This window comes from Dyella kyungheensis, from assembly GCF_016905005.1.
GTDB classification, from domain to species: domain Bacteria; phylum Pseudomonadota; class Gammaproteobacteria; order Xanthomonadales; family Rhodanobacteraceae; genus Dyella; species Dyella kyungheensis.
This window is the reverse complement of record NZ_JADIKC010000003.1, coordinates 72,079-97,133: the sequence shown is the minus strand read 5'-3', so window position 1 is coordinate 97,133 and position 25,055 is coordinate 72,079. Positions and strand designations below refer to the sequence as shown.

20 protein-coding genes are annotated in these 25,055 nt (G+C 65.9%); 9 read left to right on the top strand and 11 right to left on the bottom strand.

Annotated elements, in window-relative coordinates:
• On the top strand, window positions 1-1,362 hold the full coding sequence (gene bioA / locus ISP20_RS05145) for an adenosylmethionine--8-amino-7-oxononanoate transaminase (protein WP_204635018.1): 1,362 nt from the start codon (window positions 1-3) through the stop codon (window positions 1,360-1,362).
• Here bioA and ISP20_RS05140 read toward each other — a convergent pair.
• Window positions 1,359-1,685: a hypothetical protein gene (locus ISP20_RS05140; RefSeq protein WP_239535360.1), complete on the bottom strand. Its 327-nt coding sequence runs from the start codon at window positions 1,683-1,685 to the stop codon at window positions 1,359-1,361. The genes bioA and ISP20_RS05140 overlap by 4 nt on opposite strands.
• 172 nt (window positions 1,686-1,857) lie before the next feature.
• Between ISP20_RS05140 and ISP20_RS05135 the strand changes: the two genes are divergently transcribed.
• A complete protein-coding gene (locus tag ISP20_RS05135) occupies window positions 1,858-2,592 on the top strand; it encodes a 16S rRNA (uracil(1498)-N(3))-methyltransferase (RefSeq protein WP_204635017.1) in 735 nt (244 codons plus the stop codon).
• 268 nt (window positions 2,593-2,860) lie between these two features.
• On the opposite strand, the gene ISP20_RS05130 is transcribed toward ISP20_RS05135, so the two are convergent.
• The 7 genes from ISP20_RS05130 to ISP20_RS05100 all read right to left on the bottom strand — a co-directional run bounded on the left by ISP20_RS05130 (window position 2,861) and on the right by ISP20_RS05100 (window position 14,846).
• The gene (locus ISP20_RS05130; RefSeq protein WP_204635016.1) at window positions 2,861-3,340 is read right to left on the bottom strand and encodes a chemotaxis protein CheW; all 480 of its coding nucleotides are present in this window, start codon (window positions 3,338-3,340) and stop codon (window positions 2,861-2,863) included.
• Window positions 3,337-5,211, bottom strand: coding sequence for a chemotaxis protein CheB (locus ISP20_RS05125; protein WP_204635015.1), 1,875 nt, complete (start codon window positions 5,209-5,211; stop codon window positions 3,337-3,339). Before ISP20_RS05125 ends, ISP20_RS05130 begins: the two co-directional genes overlap by 4 nt.
• Complete coding sequence (locus tag ISP20_RS05120) at window positions 5,204-11,305, bottom strand: Hpt domain-containing protein (protein WP_204635014.1); 6,102 nt, start codon at window positions 11,303-11,305, stop codon at window positions 5,204-5,206. The genes ISP20_RS05125 and ISP20_RS05120 overlap by 8 nt, the downstream gene beginning before the upstream one ends.
• An 86-nt stretch (window positions 11,306-11,391) precedes the next feature.
• Window positions 11,392-13,425 (bottom strand): methyl-accepting chemotaxis protein, encoded by a 2,034-nt coding sequence (locus ISP20_RS05115; RefSeq protein ID WP_204635013.1) that lies wholly within the window; start codon window positions 13,423-13,425, stop codon window positions 11,392-11,394.
• A gap of 114 nt (window positions 13,426-13,539) precedes the next feature.
• Complete coding sequence (locus tag ISP20_RS05110) at window positions 13,540-14,079, bottom strand: chemotaxis protein CheW (RefSeq protein ID WP_204635012.1); 540 nt, start codon at window positions 14,077-14,079, stop codon at window positions 13,540-13,542.
• A gap of 7 nt (window positions 14,080-14,086) precedes the next feature.
• A complete protein-coding gene (locus tag ISP20_RS05105; RefSeq protein ID WP_204635011.1) occupies window positions 14,087-14,458 on the bottom strand; it encodes a response regulator in 372 nt (123 codons plus the stop codon).
• A gap of 31 nt (window positions 14,459-14,489) precedes the next feature.
• Entirely contained in the window at window positions 14,490-14,846 is a 357-nt protein-coding gene (locus ISP20_RS05100) for a response regulator (protein WP_019464684.1), read from the bottom strand.
• Window positions 14,847-15,582: 736 nt separating this feature from the next.
• Between ISP20_RS05100 and gshB the strand changes: the two genes are divergently transcribed.
• The 6 genes from gshB (at window position 15,583) to ISP20_RS05070 (ending at window position 21,370) form a co-directional block, all read left to right on the top strand.
• Window positions 15,583-16,560 carry a glutathione synthase gene (gene gshB, locus ISP20_RS05095; RefSeq protein ID WP_204635010.1) on the top strand — a complete coding sequence of 326 codons (978 nt, stop codon included), beginning with the start codon at window positions 15,583-15,585 and terminating at the stop codon, window positions 16,558-16,560.
• Entirely contained in the window at window positions 16,557-17,423 is an 867-nt protein-coding gene (locus tag ISP20_RS05090; RefSeq protein WP_338030967.1) for an energy transducer TonB, read from the top strand. Before gshB ends, ISP20_RS05090 begins: the two co-directional genes overlap by 4 nt.
• Window positions 17,424-17,541: 118 nt before the next feature.
• The gene (locus tag ISP20_RS05085) at window positions 17,542-18,117 is read left to right on the top strand and encodes a YqgE/AlgH family protein (protein WP_204635009.1); all 576 of its coding nucleotides are present in this window, start codon (window positions 17,542-17,544) and stop codon (window positions 18,115-18,117) included.
• Window positions 18,114-18,548, top strand: a complete 435-nt coding sequence (ruvX, locus tag ISP20_RS05080) for a Holliday junction resolvase RuvX (RefSeq protein ID WP_204635008.1) — start codon at window positions 18,114-18,116, stop codon at window positions 18,546-18,548. The genes ISP20_RS05085 and ruvX overlap by 4 nt, the downstream gene beginning before the upstream one ends.
• Window positions 18,549-18,567: 19 nt before the next feature.
• Window positions 18,568-19,494, top strand: a complete 927-nt coding sequence (locus tag ISP20_RS05075) for an aspartate carbamoyltransferase catalytic subunit (RefSeq protein ID WP_204635007.1) — start codon at window positions 18,568-18,570, stop codon at window positions 19,492-19,494.
• 115 nt (window positions 19,495-19,609) lie between these two features.
• Window positions 19,610-21,370: a hypothetical protein gene (locus ISP20_RS05070; RefSeq protein ID WP_204635006.1), complete on the top strand. Its 1,761-nt coding sequence runs from the start codon at window positions 19,610-19,612 to the stop codon at window positions 21,368-21,370.
• 71 nt (window positions 21,371-21,441) lie between these two features.
• Here ISP20_RS05070 and ISP20_RS05065 read toward each other — a convergent pair whose 3' ends face one another.
• Window positions 21,442-22,185, bottom strand: a complete 744-nt coding sequence (locus ISP20_RS05065) for an MHYT domain-containing protein (RefSeq protein ID WP_204635005.1) — start codon at window positions 22,183-22,185, stop codon at window positions 21,442-21,444.
• A 63-nt stretch (window positions 22,186-22,248) separates the two neighbouring features.
• Complete coding sequence (locus ISP20_RS05060) at window positions 22,249-23,049, bottom strand: hypothetical protein (protein ID WP_204635004.1); 801 nt, start codon at window positions 23,047-23,049, stop codon at window positions 22,249-22,251.
• A gap of 384 nt (window positions 23,050-23,433) precedes the next feature.
• Between ISP20_RS05060 and ISP20_RS05055 the strand changes: the two genes are divergently transcribed.
• On the top strand, window positions 23,434-23,796 hold the full coding sequence (locus tag ISP20_RS05055; RefSeq protein ID WP_204635003.1) for a BON domain-containing protein: 363 nt from the start codon (window positions 23,434-23,436) through the stop codon (window positions 23,794-23,796).
• An 82-nt stretch (window positions 23,797-23,878) separates the two neighbouring features.
• Here the strand turns inward: ISP20_RS05055 and ISP20_RS05050 are convergent, their stop codons facing one another.
• Window positions 23,879-25,045, bottom strand: a complete 1,167-nt coding sequence (locus ISP20_RS05050; RefSeq protein ID WP_046970393.1) for a PilT/PilU family type 4a pilus ATPase — start codon at window positions 25,043-25,045, stop codon at window positions 23,879-23,881.
• Between the last annotated feature and the right edge of the window lie 10 nt (window positions 25,046-25,055).

The following is a 25,055-nucleotide window of genomic DNA, read 5'->3' as shown; positions in this document are numbered from 1 at the left end:
ATGAACACCTCATTCCCTGCTGCCGACGCGCTGGTGCGTCGCGACCTGAGCCTGCTGTGGCATCCCTGCACGCAGATGCACGATCATCAGACCGTTCCGATGGTGCCCATTGCCCGCGGCGAAGGCGCCTGGCTGATCGATACCAGCGGACGCCGTTACCTGGACGGCATCAGTTCGTGGTGGACCAATCTGTTCGGCCACGCCAATCCGCGTCTGGCAGCAGCGCTCGCCGAGCAGGCCAAGACGCTGGAGCACGTGATTTTTGCGGGTTTCACGCACGAGCCGGCAGTGGCGCTGGCCGAAGAACTGGTGCGCGTCACGCCGCCGGGCCTGGATCGCGTGTTCTATGCCGACAACGGTTCGGCCGCGATCGAAGTGGCGCTCAAGATGAGCTTCCACTACTGGCTCAACCAGGGACACGGCGAGAAGACGCGCTTCATCGCGCTTACCGGCAGCTATCACGGCGAGACGCTGGGCGCGCTTTCGGTCAGCGACGTGGCGCTGTATCGCAAGACCTACGCACCCTTGCTGCTCACGCCCATCCTGGCACCCTCGGCCGATACGTACGAAGCGTTGCCCGGCGAAAGCCCCAGCGAGGTCGCCAAGCGCCGTCTCGGTGAATTGCGTCAGTTATTGGAACGGCACGCGCACGAAGTGTGTGCGGTGATCGTGGAACCGCTGGTGCAATGTGCCGGCGGCATGCGCATGTACCACCCGGATTACCTAGCGGGGTTGCGTCGTCTTTGCGACGAATACGACGTGCATTTCATCGCCGATGAAATCGCGGTGGGATTCGGTCGCACCGGCACCCTGTTCGCTTGCGAACAAGCCCGTGTCTCGCCGGACTTCATGTGCCTTTCCAAGGGACTCACCGGCGGCTTCCTGCCGTTGTCCGCGGTGCTCACGACGACCAAGGTGTACGAGGCGTTCTACGCCGAATACAGCGCAGGCAAGGCCTTCCTGCACTCGCACAGCTATACCGGCAACCCGCTGGCCTGCCGCGTGGCACTGGAAACGCTGCGGATCTTCAACGACGAGCCGGTGCTGGAACGCAACCGCGTGCTCGCCGCCCACCTGGGCAAGCGGCTGGCGCCGCTACGCGATCATCCACACGTGGCGGATGTGCGCCAGACCGGCATGATCGCCGCGGTGGAACTGGTGGCGGACAAAACCCATCGCACGCCGTTCCCTTCGACGGAACGGCGTGGACTGCGCGTGTACCTGCATGGACTCGAGCACGAGGCGCTGCTGCGGCCACTGGGCGACATCATCTACTTCATGCCGCCCTATGTGGTGAGCACCGACGAGATCGACCACCTGGTCGACACCGCCATCGCGGGCATCGAGCTGGCCGCCGCTTAGCGGCCGCCGCTCACGGTGACGCTGGGATCGAGCTGCTGCAAGGCGGGCCCGATGGTGGGCGATCCAGTGTTGCGGATGTCCTGGTTGCTGTAGCTGCGACCGGCCACCGGCAGGCAGGTGCCGGGCTTGGCGGGAATCAGGCTGCCGGTGCTCTGCAGGCAGTTCCGGTCGCCCGGTTGCGGCGGCTTCTTCGATGCCGCCTGGTTGGCCATGTCCTGCTGGCTAGTCTGTCCGGTGGCGCCCGCAGTGGCGGAATCCTGCGCCATCGCGACCGGCACGGCGCCCAACGCCATCGCCAGGACTAGAAGGGATTTGCTGATCATGATCCACCTCCGGGGAATGAGGGATGTACTACATGCTGCGCCTGCTCCGGCTTGCGGGCAAATGCCGGTCGACCGGCATCTCCCGGGCGTTCAGCTAGTCCGCCGCACGCCGCATGGGACGGGGCATCGGCGCTCCGCTATGCTTTTCGTTTCGTAACCGTCATAACGTCCCATGCGCACCATCCGCATACATGTCGAACTGCCGCTGGCCGTGGGTCAGGAACTGACCCTCCCGGCCCAGGCGGGCGAGCACGTCGCGCGCGTGCTGCGACTGACGGCCGGTGCGCCGGTCACCCTCTTCAACGGCGATGGCACGGACTACCCCGCCGTGATCCAGACCGTCGGCAAGCGAGAGGTGACGGTCCGGGTGGAAACGGCCCAGCCCATCGACAACGAGTCGCCGCTGCCGTTGACCCTGGCGCAAGGCGTGGCCCGCGGCGAGAAGATGGACCTGATCGTGCAGAAGGCCACCGAACTGGGCGTGGCGCGCATCGTGCCGCTGCTCACCGAGCGTTCTGAGGTCAAGCTCGACGCCGGCCGCGCCGAGAAGCGCCTGGCCCATTGGCAGGCGGTGGTGGCCAGCGCCTGCGAGCAGAGCGGTCGCGCCCGCGTGCCGGCCGTACTGCCGGCCGTTTCGCTGGAACACTGGCTGCGCGAGTTGCCGCGGGATGAAGTCTTGCGCCTCGCCCTGTTGCCGGAGGGCACGCGACGCGCCAGCGAGTTGCGCTTCAGCCCTGCCGGTGGCGTGCTGGTGGTCGGGCCGGAGGGCGGCCTGGGCCATCGCGATACCGCTGCATTGGCGGAGGCGGGCTTCGAAGGCCTGCGCCTGGGTCCGCGCATCCTGCGCACGGAGACGGCCGGCCTGGCTGCCCTGGCGGCGTTGCAGGCGCTGCACGGCGACGTTTAGTAGCCCCCGCTCACGGCTCGTCATTGCGGCGCAGGCCGGAGGTGCTTTAACAGCCGAATGGCTGGTAATCCAGTAGCGAATGCGCTGAGTTGTCGCATAAGACGATCCAGTTGCGCCCCGCGAAGACCGCGCACGCGGCTACTGGATTCCGGCCTGCGCCGGAATGACGGTGAGGGGGATGAGCGCTCAAGCGAGATTTCGTCGGCGCTGGGTCCCCAAAAAAAACACGCCCGCGAGGGGCGTGTTCCAGGGAAAGCCAGGTGGAAGATCAGCTGGCCAGCTCGAGCAATTCGAGCAGCTCCGCTTCGATGCCTTCCAGATCCGGAATCACCGCGATGTCGTCGCGCACCAGCACCTGCGCACGCACGCCCGGCGGCAACGGTGCGCCGTCGTGGGTGGGAATGATCAGCTCGGCGTTGAGTGTGGTCAGGCGCGGGAAGCCTTGCGTGACCACGGCGATGAACGGCAGGTCGTTGTGGCCGCCCAGCGCCTTCAACACGGCCACGCGAACGGCCTGCTCGCTGTCGCCCTCGCCCGCACCGGCGAGCTTGTTGAACGACACCAGCGGCACACGCCAGCCGCGCCAGGCGATGCGCCCCAGCAACCATTCCGGCGCGCTTTCCACCGGTTCGGGCGCCGCGGGCATCGTGATCACTTCGGCCACGGTGGCATTGGGCAGCAACAAGCGCAGGTTGCCGACCGGCACCAGGACGCAACGAATTTCACGCGGTAGTGGCAAATCGCTCATCGCCGGCCCTCCATCGACATCTCTTCCACCAGGCGCGCCGCGAGTTCCGCAGGCGTGCCTGAATAACTGTGCAGGCGCTCGGCTTCGATGCCGTGCACCATATCGGCGAACTGACCATCCGACGATTCGATCCACACCTGGCCGCCGCGATCGTGGATCGCCTGGCAGCCACCGAGCGCATCGTTGGCCTGGCCCGCGAACACGATGGCCTGTGCGTTGCGGCCAAACACATTGGCCGCCAGGGTGAAGCAGGCATCGATCGGCGAGCTGCGCACGTCGCTGTTGTCCAGCGACTGCAACTCCACCCGGCCATCGCGATGCACGCGCGCCTGCTGCCCATCGGGCACCACCAGCACTTCGCCGACGCGGGCGCGCGCGCCGTTCGTGGCAATGCGCACGGGCAGCTCGCTGTAACGGGTCAAGGTATCGGACAGCGCTTCGACCGACTTGCCGCCCAGATGCTGGACGTGCAGCACGGCAGCGCGCAGATCCGCGGGCAGCATCGAGAGGAACGAACACACCGCTTCGAGACTGTCCGCCGCCGCACCAAGCACCAGCAGGCGGCTGATCGCGCTGTCCAGATCGTCCAGCATCATTTCAGTGGCGGCGGCGTCGTATTCCTTCGGTGCCAGCGCTTCTTCCATCGATACCAGCTCAAGCTTCATGCCGGGCTCGATGATGGAGGATGCTTCCTCGCCGCCTTCCGGCGCGAGGAAATCCGCAGCGCTCAACTTCTCGATACCGAAGCTGGCGGCAGGCGCGGGCGCGGAAGCCGCCGGTGCGGCCGCCTCGCCTTCGTCCACCAACGCCCAGGCAGATGCCGAACCCAGCAGCGTCGAAGGTGATTTTTCCGGGCTCTCTGCCAGCGCGGGCGACGGCATGAACGATTCGTCCAGCGGCGCCAAAGCCAGGTGATCGAGCTGGAACGAAGGCATCTGCCGCGCGGCTGCATCGGCCGCCGGCTCGTCCAGCGGCGCATGGCCCTGCGTGCTCAGCGTATCCAGGCCGAAGCTGCCGTCGTGCAGCGCCGGCAGGTCGTCATCGGCGCTGAATTTCAGCCCCGAGCCGAAGTCGTGATCGGCCGACGCTTCGCCTTCGGGCGCGCCGAAATTGCCGTCGTGCAAGGCGGGCAGTTCGTCGTCGGCGGTGAACTTCAGACCTGAGCCGAATTCGTCTTCCGTCTCCAGCGGCAGGTCCTTCAATGCGGCGAAATCGTCCAGGTGCAGCGGTTCTTCCACCGCGCTGAAGGACAGTTCCGAACCGAACTCGTCCTCGGCCAGCGCCGGCTCGTCGGCAGCAATGAACGCTTCCAGTTCCGCCGCCAGAGTTTCCGACTGCACTTCGGTAGCTTCGACCGCTTGCGGCGTGATCTCGGCCGGGGCGATGTCGGTGGGCGCTATCGGCTCCAGCGTAGCGACGAAACTCGGCGAGGGTTCCTCGGCGATCACGACCGGCGGCACCTCGGCGTTTTCCACCAGCACTGGCTCGGCCACTTCGGGCACGACCGGTGCGTCCTGCGGGCGCGGCGGATCGAGGTCGCCCTGCGCCATCACTTTCACCGCGAGGTGGCGCGCCCAGCGGGCACGGTCCCAACCGTCGAGGGAGCGACTGGCGGCAGCATCGTTGAACACCACGCGCGGGCGGTCGCCGTCGATCACGTCGTAGAGACGATCGAGGTCGTCGTCGGCGTCTTCGTCCAGGTTGACCACCAGCACTTCCGCGCCGGTGTTGCTGAGCATCTGCTTGTCGAGGGTGGACAGCGCACCTTCGTGCACGATCCGGGCCCCGCGTTCGCGCAACGCTTCACGCAGCTGACCGCCGAGTTCCACGTCATCGAACAACAACGCTACCGCGGTCGCCGTTTCAGCCATTGAGCGACTCCGTGGTGCGCTGTTCGAGCACCTCACCGATCTGCGCCAGCAGCTCGGCTTCCTGGTACGGCTTGCCGAGGTAGCGGTCCACGCCGATGTCGAACGCGCGCTGGCGATGCTTATCGCCGGTACGCGAGGTGATCATGATGATCGGCACGTCGCGCAGTCGCGGATCGGACTTCATCTGCGTGGCCAGCTCGTAGCCGTCCATGCGCGGCATCTCGATATCGAGCAGCATCAGGTCAGGCACGCGCTCGTGCAGCTTCTCGAGGGCGTCGACGCCGTCCTTCGCGGTGGCCACTTCGTACTCGTGGCGTTCCAGCACGCGGCCGGTGACCTTGCGCATGGTGATGGAGTCGTCGACCACCATCACCAGCGGACGCACGCGCTGCTCTTCCACCACGGGCGTGGCGATGGCGGTGAGGCCTTCGTCCAGGCGCTGCAGTCGGCGGGCGATGCCATGGCGCACCAGCGGGGCGAGATCGAGAATGATCAGCACCGAACCGTCGCCCATGATGGTCGCGCCGAGGATGCCCGGCACCGAACTGATCTGCGGACCGACCGACTTCACCACGATTTCGCGCGAGCCGATCACGGCATCGATGCGGATCGCCGCGCGCAGGTCGCCTGAACGCGTCAGCAGCAGCGGAATCTGCTCGTCGTCGATCGCATTCACCGGCACGGCGCCCAGCAGCTCGGAGAGATTGTGGATCTCGTAGCTCTCGCCGCCGTACGGGAAAGTCGGCTCCGGCTCGGCCATGCGCTCGGCCAGTTCGGCCGGGCTGATGCGCGCCACGCCCTGCACCGAGGTCATCGGGATGGCGTAGTTGGATTCGCCGATGCGAACCAGGATGGCCTGCGTTACCGCGAGCGTAAACGGCAGCCGCAGCACGAACGTGGTGCCCTGGCCTTCGTTCGATTCGATCGACAGCGCACCGCCCAGCTGCTTGATTTCGTTCGCCACCACGTCCATGCCCACGCCGCGGCCGGCGAGCTGGGTCACGGTGCTGGCGGTGGAGAAGCCAGGCTGGGTGATGAGGGCGAGCACCTGGTCGTCGCTCAGGCGGGTGTCGTTGCGGATCAGACCGCGCTCCACGCCGCGCTTGCGGATGGCATCGCGATCGAGGCCGCGGCCGTCGTCGGTCACGCGCACCACCACCTCGGTGGCTTCGCGTGCCACGCGGATGCGCACGGCGCCTTCTTCCGGCTTGCCGGCCTTGCGGCGATCCTTGGGCGACTCGATGCCGTGGGCCACCGCGTTGCGCAGCATGTGCTCGAACGGCGCCTTGATGCGCTCGAGCAGGTTGCGATCCATTTCGCCGTGGGCGCCTTCCACGTACAGCTGGGCGCCCTTGCCTTCTTCCTGCGCGGCCTGGCGCAGCGTGCGGCGCAGGTTCGGCACCATCGTGTCGAACGGCAGCATGCGCGTGCGCAGCAGACCTTCCTGCAGTTCCGAGCTCACGCGCGACTGCTGGATCAGCAGCGTTTCGGCCTGGCGGGTCAGTTCGTCCAGCATGCCCTGGATGGACACAAGGTCGGATACCGACTCGGCCAGCGCACGCGAGTACTGCTGCAGCTGCGAGAAGCGGTCGAGTTCGAGCGGATCGAATACCGCAATACCCGCTTCGCGGTGCTCGCGCTGGAAGCGCGCGATGATCTGCGCTTCCGTTTCGATTTCCATCATGCGCAGCTGGCTGCGCAGACGTTGCACGGTCTGGTCGAGTTCGACCAGGTTGAAGCGGTAGCCGGCGACCTGCTGCTCAAGGCGCGAACGATAGATCGCCACCTCGCCGGCGTGGTTCACCAGCGTATCGAGCAGTTCTGCGCGAACGCGGATCTGTTCCTGCGGCGTGCTCGGTGCGTCTTCGCGCTCTTCGGGCAGCAGTTCCGGCAACAGTTCGGGCAGCGGCGCCAGGCGGGCCGGGAACGGCACCACGTTGGCGGCTTCGACCACATTGATCGCTTCGCCGGCATCCGCGGATACGCTCGTCGCGCCTTCGCCAGACATGGCCAGGAAGCGATCGATGATCGCCTGCGGATACGGCACCGGCCGCCCCTGCGAGACCATCTGCACCAGGCCGTGCAGCTTGTCGAAGCCCACTTCCAGTGCAGCGATCAATTCGCCGATATGCGCCGACTCCGCGTGCAGCGGCTTCTCCAGCGCCGTTTCGATGGCGTGGGTAAGGTCGCCCACCGGCACCATGCCGGCAATGCGCGCGCCGCCCTTGAGGGTGTGCAGGTCGCGCTGGATCTCGGCCAGATGTTCGATCGCACTCGGCTCGGCACGCCACTGGGCGAGCACACCGTCGGAGTGATCGAGAATCTCGCGCGCTTCCTCGATGAAGATTTCCAGCAGGTCGGGATCGATCTGGTTGGGCAGCAATGCGCTTTCGTCGATCGGTTCTTCCGCTGCGGCGGGCGTTGCCGGTGCTTCGGCCACCGCTTCTTCGACGATCGGCTCTTCGACGGCCGGCTCCTCGACCACAGGCTCCTCGATCAGCGGTTCCGCTTCGTCGAGCACCGGCGCTTCCAGCACGATCTCTTCGATCGGCGTCTCGTCGCTGGCATCCAGCGCTTCGACTGGCTCGACGTGTTCGATGACGGGTTCGGAAATCGGCTCGACGTGGAGCGGCGTGGTCGCTTCAGACTCGACCGGCGGCTCCGCTTGCTCGACATCCAGCTCGTGCGCGACGACGTGTTCGACGGTGGCGTCGGCATCGTCGGTGACCGGGCCGACTTCCAGCGTCTCGGCGTCGTCCAGCAGATCGGCGTAGGCCTTGCTGAACTCGTCCTCCGCCGAGGCCGGCGCGTGATGCGGGGCCTGCTCCGACGCCGGCAGATGGGCGTCCAGATCGAATTCGCCCAGCGCAGCGAGCAGTTCGTCGGTGTACTTGTCGGTGTCGGACACCGCTGGCGGCGACGCCAGCTCGATGTGCTCCACCGGCAATGCTGCATCGGACAGTGCATCGTCGAGCGACGCACCCAGCGCTTCTTCATGCGAGTTGTCGGCAACCTGCGCCGGCGCCTCGTCCGCCAGGTCGGCCGGCGTCTCGAACAGCACGTGCGCCACCTGCGGTTCGGGCTGGCTGTCGCGCAGCTCGGTCAGGCGATGGATCAGGCTGTCCAGGTCCGGCAGATGCGGCGTGGCCACGTCGAACTGGCCCATCACGTGATCGACGGCATCGGCGCTCTGGCTGAGCAGCATCACGCCTTCGGGCGAGAGCGGCAGGCCGGCGGCGCGCAGGCGCTTGAGCAGGCTTTCCAGCGGCGACAGCAGCTGCGTGAGCAGCGGAATGTCGACCATCGCGATGGCACCGTGCAGCGTATGCACGGCGCGCAGCAGGCTGTCTTCGACGCGCAGTTCGCCGTCGACGCGGTTGATCGCCGTGCGGATGGTGGCCAGGTACTGCGCCACTTCGCTGCGCAGGATTTCCAGCAGCACCGGATCGATCGGCGGCATCACCGGCGCGTCGATGAAGTCGTGCGTCGGCACCGGCAGCACCGGTTCCGCGGGCGAGCTTTCGATGCCGGCGAGGCTGGCGGCAGGAATCGCCTCGGCCGAGGTATCCACGCGCGGCACGCGGCGGCGAACAATGCGGCGCACCGTTTCGGTACCGCTGGTGGTGGCGATGTCGGCAAGGCGTGCATCGGCCTGGCCGGCCGACAGACGCTCGGAGATTTCCATGATGGCCAGCAGCGGCGCCGTGACAGCGCCCTCGCCCATCAGCGCAACACGCAGCTGCGGCAGCGCGTCGATGGCGGCGCTGACCACTTCCTGCACGCCCTCGTTCGGCGGGATCGACTGATCCAGCACGCGGTTGAGCATGTTCTCCACCTTCCACGCGAACTCGCCGAGCACGGTGGCGCCGACCAGGCGGCCCGAACCCTTGAGCGTGTGGAAAGAACGGCGGATGGAGGTGAGCGCGTCGAACTGCAGCGGATCGGCCAGCCAGGTCTTGCGGGTGGCGTGCAGGTTGTCGATCTCTTCCTGCATTTCTTCCAGGAAGATGTCGCGGATGTCGTCGTCGATGCCGGCGGTGCTGGACTGGAAGCGGGCGTCGATCGCCGATGCGCCGCTGGAGACGGGCATTTCCTCGACGATTTCTTCCTCGATCTCGATCCAGTCGTCTTCGTTGTCCTGTACCGGTTCCTGCGGCGTGACGTGCACGGTGTCGGCCAGGCGCAGGCCGGTGATTTCCTGTGCAACCGGTTCGGGCGTCTCGCTGTGGCCGACGATCAAATCGCTGAGGTCATCGCCATGGCCCAGGCTGACGCTCTCGGAGAGCGCCGGCTGGTTGGCGAGCGTCGCGGCAAGCGCGGCATCGGCAGCACGCGCCACATGCTCGGGCGCTTCGTCCAGCTCGTCGTCGGAGGCCACACGCGCAGCCGGCGGCGGCCAGTAACCGAGGCTGCTGAGGCTGTGCTCGGCGACGTCCAGGATATGTTCGAGACCACCGCGATGTTCGCGTGCGGCTTCCAGGTAGTACTCGAGTGCAGCCAACGCGTCGGCGAGATGATCCATCTGCGCGGTGCTGGGCACGCGGCGGTCGGCCAGCAATTCGTTGCCGACAAAACGGCCGATGCCCTCGGCCAGTTCGGCCGGGCGCGGCGCCGACAGCATGCGCATGGCGCCGGCGACTTCGTCCATCAGCGCGCCGACTTCGGCCAGCTGCGTCGACTGCCAGCCCGATTCCACGTAGGCGACGATGGCGTCCTTCACCTTGCCGGTGTTGGCGGTCGCCTCGTGCATCAGCGTGGCAAGGATGTGGCGCGCTTCGCTGCGCGGCAGCATCGCGGTCGGCATCTCGGCGGCGGTTTCGCCGTCGGCACCGAGGCTTTCGATGTGATCGTCGAGCGATGCTTCCACGTACAACAGCGCCCCGGCGACATCGAGCAGCAGCTCTTCGTCCGGTGCGCGCACGCGGCTGGCGATTTCTTCCAGCACGCGACGCTGTTCGTTGACCACGCGGCGCGGCACGCCCAGGGCGAGCATGCCCAGCGTGTCGCCCACGCGTTCGAGCACTTCGGTCTGGCCGGACAGCTGCGCGGGATCGGCGTCGGTCTGGCGCAGGAACAGGTCGAGCGATTCCTTCACCCGCAGCAGGTCGTCCTTCAACGCCTTGGCCACGGAGTCCAGCAACGCGCGGTTATGGCCCGCCATCGAACCGCGTGCGTGTTCGATCTCGCTCGCTTCAGGCAGCAGCGCATCGAGTGAATAGGTCTGGCGCAGCAGTTCCATGCGCGGGCTGCCCTGACGGACCTGACCCACGACGTACAGCAGCTTGCGTGCGAGCTCGTCGGCGTCGCCGCCGCGCAGGTTCGCCTCGCCGTGTTCGACCAGCTGGCGGATGCTGCGATCGACCTTGCCGATCAGCTGGCGCACTTCGCCCGTCTGGCTCTTCAGCGCACCCTGCTGCACGCCTTCCAGCACGCCGGCCGCAATCCACCACAGGCGACGGCCCGGGATGGTGTGGCAACGCGCGGTGATGGCGTCCAGCGTCTGGATCATGCCGCCCAGCTGCTGGTCGTTGCCCTGGCCGCGGAACCACGACAGCAGCTGCTGCTGGAAGCGCAGGCGCAGCGTGGTCACTTCGTTGCGCTGGCGCTCCAGCACCAGCTCGTGCGGCGGCTGCGGCGCCTGGGCCGGCAGCGCAATTTCCAGGTTGGGCGTGAACAGCGCCGACTCGTGCAGCGCCTGCTGGCCGCGGCTGGCGCGCAGGTCGTTCAACAGCGGCAGCAACACCACCGGCACGTCGCGATGACCGCCGGACAGGCGCTCGAGGTAATCGGGCAGCTGCATCAGGCCGCGCATCAGCGCGGCGTAGGCTTCCTCGCGTTGGGCCACATGGTCTTCGAGCAGCGAGATGGCGAGTGTCTCCATCTCCTCGGTGACCATGGCGGCGCCGTATAGCTCGACCATGCGCAGCGTGCCGTGCACCTGGTGCAGGCTGTCCGCACAGGAGCGCATCGCATCCCGGTTGCCCGGGTTGTCGACGTAGGACTCCAACGCCTCGCGGGCCACGGCGAGCGTCTCGTCGAGCTCGGGCTTGACCCACTGCAGGGTGGTGAAATCGATATGGTCTTGAAGTCTCATGCGCCCCTCTCAGCCGCCACGTAACGCGTTGTCACGCAACCGGCGAGGTTGCCCCCTGTGAAAATCGTTATCCGCCAACTGCTCACTTAACCCGGCAGCTTGAAGTGGGCCACCGAACGACGCAGGTCGCTCGCCAGCTGGGCCAGGTAACCGATCGAATCGGCCGTCTGGCTCGCGCCCTGCGAGGTCTGCGAAGTGATTTCCTGAATCGCATTCATCGACACGGAAATATCGGTTGCCGCCGTGGACTGCTGGCGTGCCTGCGTGGAGATGTTCTGAATCAGCGCGGACAAATCGTGCGAGACGCGCTCGATGTCGCCCAGCGCGCTACCCGCGTCCTCGGCGAGTCGGGCACCAGCCACCACTTCGGCGGTGGTCTGTTCCATCGAGTTCACCGCTTCGTTGGTATCGGACTGAATCGTCTGCACCAGCGTTTCGATTCGCTTCGTCGCGCTCGCGGAGCGTTCCGCGAGGCGCTGCACTTCGTCCGCCACCACCGCGAAACCGCGGCCCGCTTCACCGGCGGACGCTGCCTGGATGGCGGCGTTCAAGGCGAGGATGTTGGTCTGCTCGGCAATGTCGTTGATTAGTTCCACGATCGAGCCGATCTCTTGCGAGGATTCGCCCAGGCGCTTGATGCGCTTGGAGGTTTCCTGGATCTGGTCGCGGATCGAGTCCATGCCCGAGATCGTCTCGCGCACCACTTCGGCGCCGCGCGAAGCGATCTTCACCGAGCGTTCGGCCACGTCGGCCGATTCGGCGGAGTCCTTCGACACGGTATCCATCAAGCTTGCGATCTGGTTGATCGCGGTGGTCGCCGTACTGATGCGCTGGGCCTGGTTCTGTGCCGATTCGGCCAGGTGGCGCGCGGTGGTCTGCGTTTCCTGGGCCGAGGAGGACACCTGCTCGGACGTCTCGTTGATCGTCGTCACCAGGGTGCGCAATTCGTCGATGGCGTAGTTCACCGAGTCGGCGATGGCGCCCGTGATGTCTTCGGTCACGGTGGTCTTGACGGTCAGGTCACCTTCGGCAAGCGAACCCATTTCGTCCAGCAGGCGCATGATGGCCTCCTGGTTACGCTGGTTGAGTTCGGTCGATTCCTGGAAGCGGCGGCGTTGGTCGGACACCAACTGCACGATAAGCACGGCCAGGAAGGCGGCCGCACCGATCGCGCCGAGCACGCCCCACCACAGGTTCGGGAACAGGCGGCGGGTCGGCAGCTTGCCGATCTGGTCGGCCAGTTCGTTCGCGCGCAGCAGCACGTTTTGCGAGTCGAGCGAGGCCTGGTTGCCGGCGCGCTTCACATCGCCCAGGTTGCCTGCGGCGCTGACCAGCTTGCCCACCGGATCCTGCAGGTTGTCCCACTGGGCCTGCATGTCGGTGAGGATCTTGCGCGCGTTGGCATCCGTCATCGAACGCACGCCCACTTCGGCGTTGCCTTCGAGCAGACCCTTGAGCACCGAGCCGTACAGCTGGCCGTCGCGGGCGAGGCCGTCGGCGGCGGGCTGCGAGGCTTCGCCACCCTGCAGCACTTCCTGCACGCGGCGGATCATACGGTCGGCCAGCAGCATCTGGCGGGCGGAGGTGTAGGTCTGCTCCGCGCTGCCACCGCGCTGCTGCAGGATGTTCACCACCTGCTCCATGTTGGAGTTGAGCACCGGCAATTCGCGGCCCAGGGTGGCCGCGCGCTGCGCGGAATCCACCACCAGTGCCTTGTTCGACAGGATCTTGCCGATGTCCGCGTCGAGCTGGCCCCACGCGTTGCTGAGCGCGCTGACGGCGCGCCCGGCGGGCGTGGCGTTGTTGTCGGCATACGGTTTCATGCCGCTCTTTTCATCGCCCTTGTTCAGGCGCTGAACGGCCGCATCGATGGTGTTGCGGTTGGTCTCGAGTTCCTTGAAGGAATCCGCGTTACCGTCCGTGGCCGCTTCCAGTGCCAGCTTTGCCGTCTGCTGCGACAACACCTGGATCTGGGTCGTCAGACCCGTCGCCTGGGTGTCCTCGCGGCCACGCAAGGTCAGCATGGCAAAGTCGACACCCGTGAAACCGAACGCAATGACCAGCGCAATGATGAGGCCTGTATAACCTCGCTCTTTGCCCACGCCCCCTGTAGTGCTCATTTCGTTCACCTCGCCCTTCTACGCCTCGCCGCCCATGCCGGCGAAGGCGTCGGATCATCGCCCTGATTCCGGCCTTGAGCAGCGCCGGTCCTACTTATGGTTCAACGTTGCGCGTCAGGCCGCAGCCTGACGGAAGTCCGGCGCACGAACCAGCTTGCCCATACTGAACACAGCCAGTCGCGAATCGCCTACACGATCATCCACGAAACGTGCCAAACGCGGGTCGTCTTCCTGCTCGGCCTGGCGACGCTGCTCCGCGTCGACCGTGCGCTGCCCGAAGACTTCATCCACCATCAGCGCCACGCTGCCCGCACCCTGGCGCACCACCAGCAGGCGGGTGCGTTCGGTGGACAACGTGCGTTCGCCAAACAGGAAACGTGCCAGGTCGATCACCGGCACCAGATTGCCGCGCACGTTCGCCACGCCCAGCAGCCAGGGCTGGGTGCCCGGCACCGGCGTCAACGAGGGTACCGCCAGCAGTTCGCTGATCTCGTCGATGCCGCTGACGAACAGGCGGCTGCCCGCACGGTAACCAATGCCGCGCCACAGACCCGGGGCCTCGAGGCTTTCCGGCGTGCCGGAGGCGTGCGCCAGCGAAAGGCGCTCGTACCGGGCGAGGATTTCGAAGGGCGTGAGCGAGGCGGTCTGACTCATGGTCGCCTCACGCAGCGCTGGGCAGCAGATCGTTGATGCAGGCCAGCAAATCCTTCTCGTTGACCGGCTTGGTGATGAAGGCCCGCGCACCCTGGCGCAGCCCCCACACACGGTCGGTCTCCATGGACTTGGTGGTGATCATGACGATGGGAATGCTCGACGTCATCGGGTCGCGCGTCAGCGTGCGCGTGGCCTGGAAGCCGTTCATGCCGGGCATGATGACGTCCATGATGACCAGATCGGGCTTCAGTTCGCGCACGCGCTCAATGCCTTCTTCGGCGTTGCCGATCGAATCGACCTGGTAACCCGCGCGCTCGAGCAGCGTGGTGAACACGCGCACGTCGGTCGGCGAATCGTCAATGATAAGAATATTGGCCACAGGCCCCCCTCAGACCCTGTAGTCGTCCGACTTAAACCGTAACGACATGTCGATGGATTGCACCCAGCAGTTCGTCGCGCGTGAACGGCTTGGTCAGATATTGTTCCGCACCCACGATGCGCCCGCGTGCCTTGTCGAACAGGCCGTCCTTCGAGCTGAGCATGATCACGGGCGTCCCGCGGAACTGCGGGTTGTTCTTGATCAGCGCGCACGTCTGATAGCCGTCAAGTCGCGGCATCATGATGTCGACGAAGATGATCGCGGGCTTCTGATCGGAGATTTTGGCTAGCGCCTCGAAACCGTCCACCGCCGTAAGCACGTCGCAACCTTCTTTCTTCAACAAGGTTTCGGCGGTACGACGGATGGTTTTCGAGTCGTCGATAACCATGACCTTCAGGCCGGCCAAGCCATTTCCACTTATGTTCAAGTTCACAACACCCCCCTGCGACCCGCCCCTGGCTCAGGTAAATCGTGCAACCGCCAACCGGTGGACCGGCGATGCCCTGTGTAAATACCAACCGCACGCCTGTGAAGACGTACGGCAAACGTTCAGCCGGCAGGCACTCGTTCGTGCTGTTTACCGCCTGCCCGGCGTGACGTCAAGGAGAATTCTTAAGTTAAGCGTCCTACGTCATTGAATTGCACGGTTTGTCGCCATGGGGTACCGACCGTGGGGCGGACGGGCATGCTTCCCTGGGGCGATCATCCCATCTCATCCACGCGTATGGGAGTCTCTCTTGATCGTTGGAGCATTCAACGCAATCTCTCAGAGCCTGGTCGACATCTCCTCGTGACCCGCGCCGGAGCTGTTTGCGCGCAGGACAAGGAAGAACGAGGGAGTGTACGTCCGTACATGACCGAGTGATGACGCCGGCCTGCGGGCAAACAGACCCGACCCGGAGGGTTGTTCTTGATTGGCCGCCAGGCGGCAGCGCGCGGCTTGACCTGCCAGCCAGGCAGGCGCTGCGCCACGCACTACCACCTGGCGGCCAATCAAGAACAACGCGGGCCACGAGGAGATGTTGACCAGGCTCTTAGGCTTCGGACGACATACACTGCCACGCCATCCGCCCGCCCCAGGCCGGACGCGCATGGTGAACATGCACCACTACCGGAGAATGACGATGACCCTGAAGGTCGCCGTGCTGATGGACCCGATCGGCTCGATCAAGATCGCCAAGGACACCACCTTCGCCATGCTGCTGGAGGCCCAGCGGCGCGGCCACAGCCTGTTCTACATGGAACAGGGCGACCTGGCCGCCCGCAGCGGCGAGCCCTGGGCGCGCCTGGCGCCGCTTTCCGTGCGCGACGACGCCTCGGGCTGGTACATGCTGGGCGAGCCCGCCTGGCGCGACCTGCGCGAGATGGACGTGGTGCTGATGCGCAAGGACCCGCCGGTCGACCCGCAGTTCATCTACGACACCATGGTGGCCGAACTGGCCGAGCGGGCCGGCGTGATGGTGGTGAACCGCCCGCAGGCGCTGCGCGATTGCAACGAGAAGCTGTTCGCCATGCATTTCCCGCAGTGCATGTCCCCCACCCTGGTGAGCCGCGACGCGGCCGACATCCGCGCCTTCGTGGCGACCCACGGCGAAGTGGTGCTCAAGCCGCTGGACGGCATGGGCGGGCGCGGCATCTTCCGCGTGAAGGCGGGCGACAGCAATCTCAACTCCATGCTGGAAACCTTGATCGCCGCCGGCCCCAAGGGCGAGCACAAGCAATTCACCATGGTGCAGAAGTTCATCCCCGAGATCAGCTCGGGCGACAAGCGGATCCTGGTCGTGGACGGCGAACCGGTGCCGTACGCACTGGCGCGCATCCCCCAGGGCAGCGACTTCCGCGGCAACCTGGCCGCCGGCGGCCGCGGCGAAGGGGTGCCGTTGAGCGAGCGCGACCGCTGGATCGTCTCCCAGGTGGCGCCGGAACTGCGCCGCCGGGGCCTGCTGTTCGTGGGCCTGGACGTGATCGGCGACTACCTCACCGAGATCAACGTCACATCGCCGACGTGTGTGCGCGAACTGGATGCGCAATTCGGGCTTAATATCGCGGGTCAGCTCTTCGATGTGATTGAGCAAAACCGACTCGGAACCCGCGCCGCGTGAGCCAACCTGCTGTCCGCACCGGCGCCGACATGTTCGGCGCCACGATGCTTTTCTCGCTGTTGCTGCACGGCGTGGTGATCCTGGGGATCACTTTCACCTATGTGAAGGCCAAGCCCAGCCTGCCCACGCTGGACGTGACCCTGGTCGACGTGGCCAACCGCGAAGCGCCGGACAAGGCCGACTTCCTGGCCCAGGCCAACAACAGCGGCGGCGGCGAGAGCGACAAGGCCGCGCGCCCGTCGCAGCTGGTTTCCGGCGCCCTGCCCCGGCCCACCAACGGCGTGGCGCCCCAGCCCATCGAGGCCAGCGCGCCGCGCCCGCAGGAAGCGACCAACGACAAGCTGCTCACCACCACGGGCAACAGCCACTACAGCGTCAACACCGAGAGCGCCAAGCTCGAGCAGACAACGCAGGACCTGCCCGAATCGCCCGCCGACGTGAAGCGCCACCAGGAAATGGCGCAGCTCGCCGCCGAAGTGCGTGACAAGAGCGAGCAGTACGCCAAGCGGCCGAAGAAGAAGTTCATCTCGTCCAACACCAAGGAATACGCCTATGCCGCCTATATGCGCGGCTGGGTCGACCGCGTCGAGCGCGTGGGCAATCTCAACTACCCGAACGAGGCGCGCCGCCGCGGCCTGCATGGCGACGTGCTGTTGACCGTGACGCTGAACCGGGATGGCTCGGTGAAGGACATCACCATCGTGGACAGCTCCGGCCAGCCGCTATTGGACGCCGCCGCGCAGCGCATCGTGCGCCTGGCCGCGCCGTTCCCCTCGCTGCCGGCGGACAAGGAGCGCATCGACGAGCTGAACATCACGCGCACCTGGCAGTTCATGCCCAACGACACGCTGCACAGCCGTTGAGTGAGGAGCGGGTGAACGCAGCGACGCACAGCGCGCTGCTTTCGCTGTTTGCTCACCTCGCTTAACCCAGCGCACATGACCGTGGGCGGCCGGCGCGTTCAGGGCATACAATGCGGCCATGGCTTCCTCCCTCTCCAGCCCGCAGTCTCTCGCCGGTCAGTTCCTGATCGCCATGCCCAGCCTGGCCGAGCCGCCGTTTTCGCGCGGCGTCGCTTTCATCTGCCAGCACGACGAAGACGGTGCGGTCGGTCTGCTAGTGAACCAGCTCTCCGAATACCGCCTGGGCGATGTGCTCACCCAGATGAAGCTGGAGTGCAATGACCTGGAGCTTGCCGATGCGCCCGTGCTGATCGGTGGACCGGTGCAGCAGGAGCGCGGCTTCGTGCTCCATCGCGAGCCGGGGCATTGGGAGTCGAGCTACCGCATCAACAACGAATGGTCGGTGACGACCTCACGCGACATCCTGGTTGCCATGGCGCATGGCGAAGGCCCGCGCCTGGCCATGATGGCGCTAGGTTATGCCGGCTGGAGCGCCGGTCAGCTGGAGCAGGAACTGAAGGACAACACCTGGCTGACCGTCGAAGCGAGCGAGCGCGTCGTCTTCCATACCCCGCTGGAAGAGCGCTGGAGCGCCGCCGCGGGCCTGGTCGGGGTCGACCCGCTGCAGTTGCCAGGTTACGCAGGGCACGCATGAGCTGTGTGTTCGGGTTCGACTACGGCAGTCGCCTGATCGGCGTGGCCGTCGGCAATCGGTTTACCGGAAGCGCGCGCGGACTTGCCGCCATTGCGGTGCGCGATGGCGATCCCGACTGGCCGGCGCTCGACGCGCTGCGCAAGGAATGGCTGCCCGAGACCCTGGTGGTCGGCCTGCCGCTCACGCTCGACGGCGAAGAGCAGCCGGCCAGCAAAGGGGCCCGCCGCTTCGCCGACAAGCTCGGCCAGCGCTACAACCTGCCGGTGCAGCTCACCGATGAGCGCTACAGTTCGCAGGAAGCCGCGCAACGCTTCGCCAGTGCGCGCGCTGCCGGCCTGAAGAAAAAGCGCGATGCAGCCACGATCGATGCCGAAGCCGCCGCGGTCATTCTCGAACGCTGGCTGGCCTCAGCCGATACCACCGGACCCTAAGTACGGACTTCCGCCCGCCATGAGCCCTCGCCTGCGCCACCTCACCACCCTGGAACACCTGCCCCGCGAGACCATCGAGCGCCTGCTCGATCGTGCCGAGTCGATGCGTGAGGGTTGCGCGCATGGCACGCGCAAACTGGAGCTGCTCTCGGGCCGCACCATCCTCAACCTGTTCTTCGAGCCGTCCACGCGCACGCGCACCTCGTTCGAACTGGCTGCGCGCCGGCTCAGTGCCGACGTGATCAATTTCGACATCGGCTTCTCCTCCACCAGCAAGGGCGAGGCGCTGTTCGACACGCTGCACACGCTGGAGGCGATGCATCTGGACGCCATCGTGGTTCGCCACAAGATCTCGGGCACGCCCGAAGAACTGGTGCGCCACGCCATGAGCGGGGTCTCGGTGATCAACGCCGGTGACGGCAATCGCGCGCATCCCACCCAGGGCCTGCTCGACGTGCTGACCATCCGCCAGCACCGGCCGGACTTCAGCCAGCTCACCGTGGTGATCTGCGGCGACGTGAAGCATTCGCGCGTAGCGCGTTCGGACGTGCACGCGCTCAAGGCGATGGGCGTGAAGGAAATCCGCCTGTGCTCGCCCAAGGCGCTGATGCCGCAGGAATCGGAATTCCCGGGCTGCGTGATCACCGACGACTTTGACGCCGCCGTCGAAGGCGCCGACGTGGTGATCATGCTGCGCCTGCAGAAAGAGCGCATGGCAGTGACCGATCTTCCCGACGAAGCGGCCTACTTCCAGCGCTACGGCCTGGACAACCGCCGCCTCGCCCGCGCCGCCAAGGCGGCCCTGGTGATGCATCCGGGACCGCTCAACCGCGGCATCGAAATCGCCCCCGAGGTGGCCGACGGCCCGCAGTCGCGGATCCTGGAGCAGGTCGGCAACGGCGTGTTCGTGCGCATGGCCGTGCTGGCTGAGGTTCTGGGCCGCTAAAAGCTTGCCACCTAAGGCTTTCGGCCACAGCCTGATAAGGCCGTGGCTCACCGCGGAATGCTGCGAATACAGGCATAATGCGCGGCGCAACACCACCTCACTCAAGGGATTAGACATGCGATCGACGACGCGCATTGCCGCGCTGGGCCTCGCCGGTGTCCTGCTGGCTGCATGCCATCACAAGGACAAGGACGCTCCCCTCGCCTTCGTACCGGCCGATACGCCGTACGTGGTGGCCAACCTCGACGTGCTCGACGACGACACCCGCAAGGCGCTGTTGGCCCAGGCCAACGCCCAGCTGCCGTCGGAGCTGGTCCAGCTGCGCTCCGCCGCCGACGAGATGGCGGAAAAGGATCCGGACCTGTCGCGCCTGTTGAAGGCCATGATCGCCGAGCTGGATGGCAAGACCATCGAGACGTTCGCGCAGAATGCCGGCCTCAACATCAAGGGCCGCTCGGCCGTCTACGGCCTGGGCCTGGCGCCGGTGGCGCGCTTCGAGCTGGTCGATCCGAAGGCCTTCGACGCCTTCGTCGGCCGCCTGGAAGCGGCCTACGGCAAGCCGTTCGACACCGCCACCGTGGGTGGCCAGAACTACCGCAAGCACGTCACCACCGACGGTGGCCTGCAGATCGTGATGGCCGAAGTCGGCAAGCAGGCGGTCGCCGCCATCCTGCCCGCCGATGCACCCGAGGCCACGCTGCGCCTCGCCTTCGGCCTGGATCGCCCGGAGAAGAACCTGCAGGACGACGGTCGCCTGGAAAAGCTCGCCAAGGCGAAGGATTACCAGCCGTGGGCGATCGGCCAGGTCGATTTCGCCCGCCTGCTGCCGCTGGCAGCGAGCGGCAAGGATCCGCTGTTCAACGTACTGCTCAAGGCCCACGCCGAAGCCGAGTCGGCCAAGACCGGCGAGCCGGTGTCCAATCAGCTGAAGGTGTCGCCGGCTTGCGAAAGCGAGGCCACGCGCATCGCCTCGCGCGTGCCGTCGATGAGCTTCGGCTACACCAAGCTCGACGAGAAGCACCAGAACATCCGCTGGGATGTGGCGCTGGCCGACGACGTCACCAAGGCCTTCAGCGGCATGAAGGTGGAGCTGCCGGGCCTGGGTGCCGCGGGCACCGCGCCGTTCGACGTCAGCATCGCCGTGCCGATCGCCCAGTTGCGTACCTTCTGGGGCGCCCAGGCCGAAGCGGTGGCTGCCAAGCCCTTTACCTGCCCGTCGCTCACCGATCTCAACGAAGGCTTCGCCAAGATCGGCCTGATGACGCAGCAGGCCGCGGTGCCGCCGGTCGGCGACCTGCTCGGCCTGCGCGTGGCGCTGGACAGCTTCGAGCCCGGCAGCAACAACGCCATGCCGAAGTTCAGCGGCCGCATCCTGATCGGCACCTCCAACCCGGCGGGCCTGCTCGCCATGGCGCAGATGGCCGCCTCGGGCCTGCAGCAGCTGAAGCTGACGCCGGACGGCAAACCGGCACCGCTGCCGCCCGAACTGACCGCACCGCTGGGTGCGCCGGTGTGGGCCGCGATGGGTCCGAAGGCGCTGGCCCTGGCCGTCGGCCAGGGCGAGGACGTGAAGCTGGGTGAACTGCTCAATGCGGCTGGCGGCGACGCCGGTCGCATGGGTCGCCTCAGCCTGAGCGGCGAGATGTACCAGGCCTGGGTGAAGGCCATGGCGGACAAGGCCGAGCACATCGCTGAGCTTACCGCCGGCTCGGCCGACGACCCGGAAGCCCAGGCTGCAGCCAAAGCCACGGCAGCCCGCTCCAAGGCCCAGTTCGAATCGATGGAAGCGCAGGCCGCACGCATCAAGTCGCTCAACGGCGAGATGCACATGGAAAGCGCCGGCCTGGTGATCACCAGCCAGACCGAACTGAAGTAAATCTTCCACCCTGCGTGGAAACGAAAACGGGGCGCCAAGGCGCCCCGTTTTTTTTGCCGCGCGGCAAGCCGCTAGATCGACAGTGCCGCCCGGCGTTGCTGCCGCACGAAGCTCAGTCCCAGCGCGAGCGCCAGCAGCAGCACCACCACCACGAAGATCACCAGGCCGAGATGGTCGCCGTGCATGCCCTGCTCGAAACCGGCCGGCAAGGTATCGCCCTGGGTCAGCTCCATTGCCGACATGCCGGTGTAGTGCATGCCGCATACCGCCACGCCCATCACCAGCGCACTGCCCAGCATCTGCAGTTTTCCGCGCAGGTTGAAGGCCAGCCACAGCGCGGCCATGGATGCCACGATGGCAATGCCCACCGACAACGCCACCAGGCTGCCGTCATAGGACACCAGCGCCGAGGTCAGCATCGCGGCCATGCCCAGGTAGTGCATGCCGGCGACGCCCAGCCCCATCAGCACGCCCGCGAACAGCAGGTTGATGAAGCGGAACCTGCCGCTGCCCACGATCGCCAGGCCCAGCGAACAGGCGACGATGGCAATCAGCGCCGACACCGTGGTCAACCACATGTCGAAGGTCACCTGCGTGCCCATGTTGCAGGCGAGCATGGCGATGAAATGCATGGCCCAGATCGCGCCGCCGCCCATCGCGGTGCCCGCGGCGAGGATCGCGCCCCAGCGCTGGCGCGCGTTCTGCGCGAGCGGAATGCCCAACGCAAACTGCAGCGCGGTAAACGATCCCAATACGGATACCGCATAGGACAACCCGACCAGCACCCCGTTGTAATGCTGATGCATGTCTTGCATGAAGCTTCCCCTTCGTTGGTTACGGACGCCCAGCGATGTTTGCCGCACTGCTCCCCGCGGCCATCAATGGGATATGTCGAACACGCACATGGCAGCGCCGCTGCTATGGCAGCTGGTTTCGCGTACGAACACCGTTGGCGTTTCCACCGAATCGGTCAGCAGACCCTCGATGAAACCGCAGAAAAACCGACCGCCTGAGGCACCGCCCGGCTGACAAAGCGGACAGCCGCGCAGATGCAGCTGATGATCGTGCTGCTCGACCGTCACCAGCCCGCGCAATGCCGGTACGGCGATGCGTCGCAGCGCGTCGGTCATCCCCAGCTTGGCGCCGAGCGCGAAGTCGCGCTTGTAGACCCAGGCGCCCGTGCGCCGGCCCGCGAGATAAAGCGAGGCGTCGCGCGCTTCGTCGGCGACGGCGTATTCGAGATTGATCAACCAGGGAAAGATTCGCGGATAGTCCTTGGCCAGATTCGGCAGCATCCGCTCGACGCGCGCCACATCGGCGCCCGCGGCGAGTGGCGTCGCGTCCTGCGCGGGCAACGACGCAGGCGCGGGCCGGGCGGCTTCGACCAGAGGCGCCGCCTGGGCCATCGGGGCACTGGCCGTCGCCGCAGCAACGCCCTCCGCGAATGCGGGCCGCGAGGATTCGAAGCTGAGCACCCGGGGATGCGTGCCCAGCGCTTCTTGCAGCGCCAGTTGCCGCTCGTCCGGTCCGCGCAGAAGCAGCGTGAGACACGCGCCTTGCGCATCCGGAACCAATCGCTGGCGCACGAGTACGTGCCCGTACTCCGTCACCACGCGACCCAACTCCACCAGGAGTCCTTCCCTACGCTCGGAAACCACCCGAACTTCCAACTCGGCCATGATTCCCCCCGAAATCAAGCCAGCACGGAATGTGCTACGCCTCGCAAATCTGCCGTATAGCCGTCCGTTTCACAAAGGCACATATTCCATTTCAAGACGCAGTTCACAGACTCATCAAACCTTCACATCCATGGCGTCAGCACACAGAAAGCTAACGCGTGGATTCATCGTGCCGCTTGCCACCATTGCCCAGCTTTGGCCGCATGAGCGCAGTTCCAACGTCTTCGTAACACCGTTTTGGCATGCGTAATTGCGTGCTGAACGGATTTATTTGCGAGCCATGTTCGATTCATCTCGAAACTGTTTGGATAGCCCCACGGATGCCGCAGCACGCGGCGACCGTCTGTCTCATGGACAGCGCTTTCTCATCACAGGAGATTCCCCATGCGCACGAACAACCTGTTTCGCAAGTCGCTGATCGCCGCTGGTCTGGTGGTTGCCTTCTCGGCCATGCCTATCGCGCAGGTTGCCGCCCAGGACGCCATGCAGAAGTCGTCGGACAACCAGACGGTTCCGGACAAGACTGCCGATACGTGGATCACCACCAAGGTGAAGTCGGAGCTGGCGACCACCAAGAACGTGAAGAGCAGCGATATCTCGGTGACCACCATGGACGGCGTCGTCACGCTCACCGGTACGACCGCCAGCGCGGCGGAGAAGACCAAGGTCGAGGCCGTCGCCAAGAAGGTGAAGGGCGTCAAGAGCGTCGATGCGAGCGGCCTGACCGTCGCCGACACGGCGAAGTAAGCACGCCCGCCGCGATGCGGCCGCTGAAACGACGAAGGAGCCCTCGCGGGGCTCCTTCCTTTTTGCTCGATGGGACCCGCTATCAGCGGTGCAGCAGGCCGCCGCCGAAGTTCTGCGAGTCCTTGGTTTCCTCCAGCTCCACCCCGTCCAGACCCTGCGACAAGGTGTGTGCATCGCCGCCCTGGGCAAGCTTGATGCGCAGGCGCACTTCGTTGGAGCTGTCCGCGTGGCGCAGGGCATCCTCGTAGGAAATCTCGCCAGCGTGATAGAGCTCGACCAAGCTCTGGTCGAAGGTCTTCATACCGAGATTGGTCGATTCCTTCATCACTTCCTTGAGCTTGTGGATCTCGCCCTGGCGGATGTAATCCTGCACCAGCGGCGTACCCAGCAGCACTTCCACCGCCACGCGACGCGCCTTGCCGTCGGGGGTGGGGATCAGCTGTTGCGCCACCACCCCCTTGAGGTTCAGCGACAAGTCCATGAACAGCTGCGAGCGGCGGTCTTCCGGGAAGAAGTGCAGGATGCGGTCCATCGCCTGGTTGGCGTTGTTCGCATGCAGCGTGCACAGGCACAGGTGACCGGTTTCGGAGAAGTTGATCGCGTGCTCCATCGTTTCGCGCGTACGCACTTCGCCGATCATGATGACGTCGGGCGCCTGGCGCAGCGTGTTCTTCAGCGCGTTGTCCCAGCTGTCGGTATCGATGCCCAGCTCGCGCTGCGTGATGATGCAGCCCTCGTGCTTGTGCACGTATTCGATCGGGTCTTCGATGGTGATGATGTGGCCGGTCGAATTGGCGTTGCGGTAGCCGATCATCGAAGCCAGCGAGGTGGACTTACCGGTACCGGTACCGCCCACGAAGATGATGATGCCGCGCTTGGTCATCGCCAGCTGCTTGATCACCGGCGGCAGGCTGAGTTCCTCGATGGTCGGGATCTTCGACTCGATGCGACGCAGCACCATGCCCACGCAGTTGCGCTGGTAGAAGCACGACACGCGGAAACGGCCCACGCCCTGCGCCGAGATGGCGAACTGGCATTCGTGGGTCTTTTCGAACTCTTCGCGCTGCGAGGGCGTCATCACGTTCAGCACCATGTCGCGCGACTGCTGCGCGGACAGCGGGCTCTGGGTGATCGGCACGACGCGTCCCTGCACCTTCATCGACGGCGGCACGCCGGCCGTGATGAACAGGTCGGAGGCCTTCTTGTGCACCATCAACTTGAGGAAGGAGGTGAAATCGAAGTCGCTCATAAGCCCTCCG